The sequence below is a fragment of the Streptomyces sp. SID5785 genome (genome assembly GCF_009870065.1).
Taxonomy (GTDB): Bacteria; Actinomycetota; Actinomycetes; order Streptomycetales; family Streptomycetaceae; genus Streptomyces.
Genome location: NZ_WWIA01001120.1, coordinates 1 through 2,778, shown reverse-complemented (window position 1 = coordinate 2,778; position 2,778 = coordinate 1). Strand labels below are relative to the sequence as shown.

2 protein-coding genes are annotated in these 2,778 nt (G+C 73.4%); one reads left to right on the top strand and one right to left on the bottom strand.

Going from position 1 to position 2,778, the window contains the following annotated elements; translation table 11 throughout:
• Positions 1-1,592, bottom strand: a 1,592-nt coding sequence (locus tag GTW43_RS36210; protein ID WP_161306215.1) for a SpoIIE family protein phosphatase, incomplete at its 3' end; no start/stop codon positions are given.
• Between the two features lie 158 nt (positions 1,593-1,750).
• Between GTW43_RS36210 and GTW43_RS36205 the strand changes: the two genes are divergently transcribed.
• The coding region (locus tag GTW43_RS36205) for a PAS domain-containing protein (RefSeq protein ID WP_161306214.1) at positions 1,751-2,778 on the top strand (1,028 nt) is incomplete at its 3' end.

Below are 2,778 nucleotides of genomic sequence, written 5' to 3'. Positions count from 1 at the left end.
TAGGTCTCCCACAGGGTGCTGGACAGGTGGTCGGCGATGTCCTCGGCGTGCTCGGGGCCGGTGCTCAGGGCGCCGGACAGGGCCTGCATCCCCGCGTCGAGGTCGAGGCCCGGCTCCTCCACGAGGCCGTCGGTGCACAGCACGAGCGTCTCGCCGGGCACCAGGTCGAGGCGGGTCTCGGGGAAGTCCTCGATCTCGAAGTCGGTGGCGATCCCCAGCGGCAGTCCGCCGTGCAGCCGCGGAATGCCGACCCGGCCGTCGACGTGGCGCACGAGCGGCGGCAGATGCCCGGCCCGGACCGCGCGCACGATGCCGGTGGCCGGGTCGAACTGGGCGTAGGTGCACGTGGCGAAGCGCTCCGTGTCCAGCTCCGCGAGGAAGCGTGAGGCACGGGAGAGGACGGTCGACGGCGGATGCCCCTCCCCGGCGAACGCCCGGAGCGCGATGCGGAGTTGGCCCATGATCGCGGCGGCGTGCGTGTCGTGGCCCTGGACGTCGCCGACGACGAGGCCGATCCGGCCGCGGGGCAGCACGACGACGTCGTAGAAGTCGCCGCCGACGGCGCGGCCGCCCCAGGCCGCGTGGTAGCGCACCGCGACCTCGGTGTCGGGCACCTTCGGGATGTCCTTGGGCAGCATGCTGGCCTGGAGGCTCTTGGCCAGGTCGCGTTCCTCGTCGAAGAGGATGGCGCGCTGGAGGGACTGGGCCACGATGCCGGACAGGCCGATGCACAGATTGCGGTCGGCGTCGGTGAACTCCTTGCGGCCCCGGTAGAAGAGGGCGAGACCGCCGATCGACCGGTCCTGCGCCACGAGCGGCAGGAAGGCCGCGGACTCCAGCCGCAGCCGGTCGATGTAGGGGCGCAGCCGGGTGAAGCGGTGCGCGAGCTCGTCGAGTTGCTCGACGAACCGGGGGCGACGGGACAGGACCACCTCGGCCAGCGGCAGCGATTCGTCGATCTGGTGCAGTTTCAGCTCGTCCAGCGTCTCCATCGACTGACCGACCAGGGCGATGAGCTTCAGGTCGTCGCCCTCGACGAGCCCGAGCACGAGTCCGTCGGCGGCGAACCGGTCGAGGCCGCTCGCCCCGGACAGCACGGCCACGACGTCGTCGACGGTGACGGCGCGGGACAGCGCCTCGGTGGTGCCCTGGACCATGAGGGCGACGCGGCTGCGCTTGACCTCGGTCGAGTCGAGTCCGGCGAGCTCGGTCGGTTCGCTGGGCGCGGACCGGAGCAGTCCGATGACCCGCACCGCGCGCCCGTCCGCGTCGCGCAGGACGCGTCCCGAGGCGTGGGTGAGCCGCATCGCGCCGTCGCGCCGGCGCAGATGGAAGTAGACACCGTAGGCGTCGGCGCCCGACTCGACCGCCGCGTTCACGGCCGAGGTGATGCGCACCGCCTCGGCGGGGACGATCCGGTCGCCGAGGGACGCGACCGTGCCCTCGAACTCGTCGGGGGCCAGGTCCACGACCGCGAGGCAGTTGTCGTCGAGGCTGAGCTCCCCGTTCTCCAGGTCCCAGTCGAAACTGCCCACGTCGTTGAGGCGCAGGCGTTCCTCGAGGCCGATCTCCGGCTTCTCCGCAGGTCTCATGTGACTCTCCGTTGCACCGCCCGGCCACCATAACCGTGCGCCCGCGGGTGCGCACGGCGTGTGCGGGCCGGGTCGTGCGGGGCGCCGGGCGGGGGGAGCATGGGAGGTGCTACGAGCTCGGCGGGCCCGGTGGGGGCGCGCGGAGGGAGGCTTCAGTCATGGGCGACGGCGTACCGGATCCGGCCCGCCCCGGCCGGGGTGAGCTCTCGTCCGTCGCGGTGCCCGCGGGCGGACTGCTCGATCTGGTCGGGGTGTGCGCGGTCGTCCTGGACGCCCGGGGGCGCATCGTGCTGTGGAGCCCGCAGGCCGAGGACGTCTTCGGATACACGGCGGAGGAGGCGCTCGGCCAGTACGCGGCGTCGGTGCTGGTGGGCACGGAGCACCACGACCTGGTCGCCGGGCTGTTCGCCCAGGTGATGCGGACGGGTGCGCACTGGGCCGGTGCCTTCCCGATCCGGCACCGGGACGGCAGCCGGCGGCTCGTGGAGTTCCGCAACATGCGGCTCGAGGACGACGGGGGTGCCGTGTACGCGCTGGGGCTCGCCGCGGACCAGGCGCAGCTCAAGGACCTGGAGGCGGCGCTCGCGCTGTCGGACCAGCTCCTGTCGCAGTCCCCGATCGGTGTGGCGCTGCTCGACACCGAGCTGCGCTACGTCCTGGTGAACCCGGCGCTGGAGCGCATCAACGGCCGGCCGGCCGCGGAGCACATCGGGCGCCGGCCGCGCGATCTGCTGCCCCTGCTCGACGCGGACGGCGTCGAGGGGACGCTGCGCGAGGTGCTCGCGACGGGCGTCCCGGTGATCGACCGGCACGTCGTGGGGCGCACGCCCGCGGCGCCCGACGAGGACCACGCCTGGTCGGTGTCGTTCTACCGTCTCGAGGACTCCGCGGGGCAGGTCATGGGCGTGGCGAACTCGGTGGTCGACATCACCGGGCGGCACCGCGCCGCGGCCGAGGCCGAGCGAGGCCGGCGCCGGCTCACCCTGCTCGCCGAGTCGTCGACGCGGATCGGCACGACGCTGGAGGTCGAGCGGACGGCGCAGGAGCTGGCCGACGTCATGGTGCCCGAGCTGGCGGACATCGCCGCGGTGGACATCCTGGACGCGGCCCTTCAGCTGCGGCGCGACGAGGAGGGCGAGGGCCCGCGCCGGTTCCGTGCTCTCGGGTACGCCTCCGCGTACCCGAA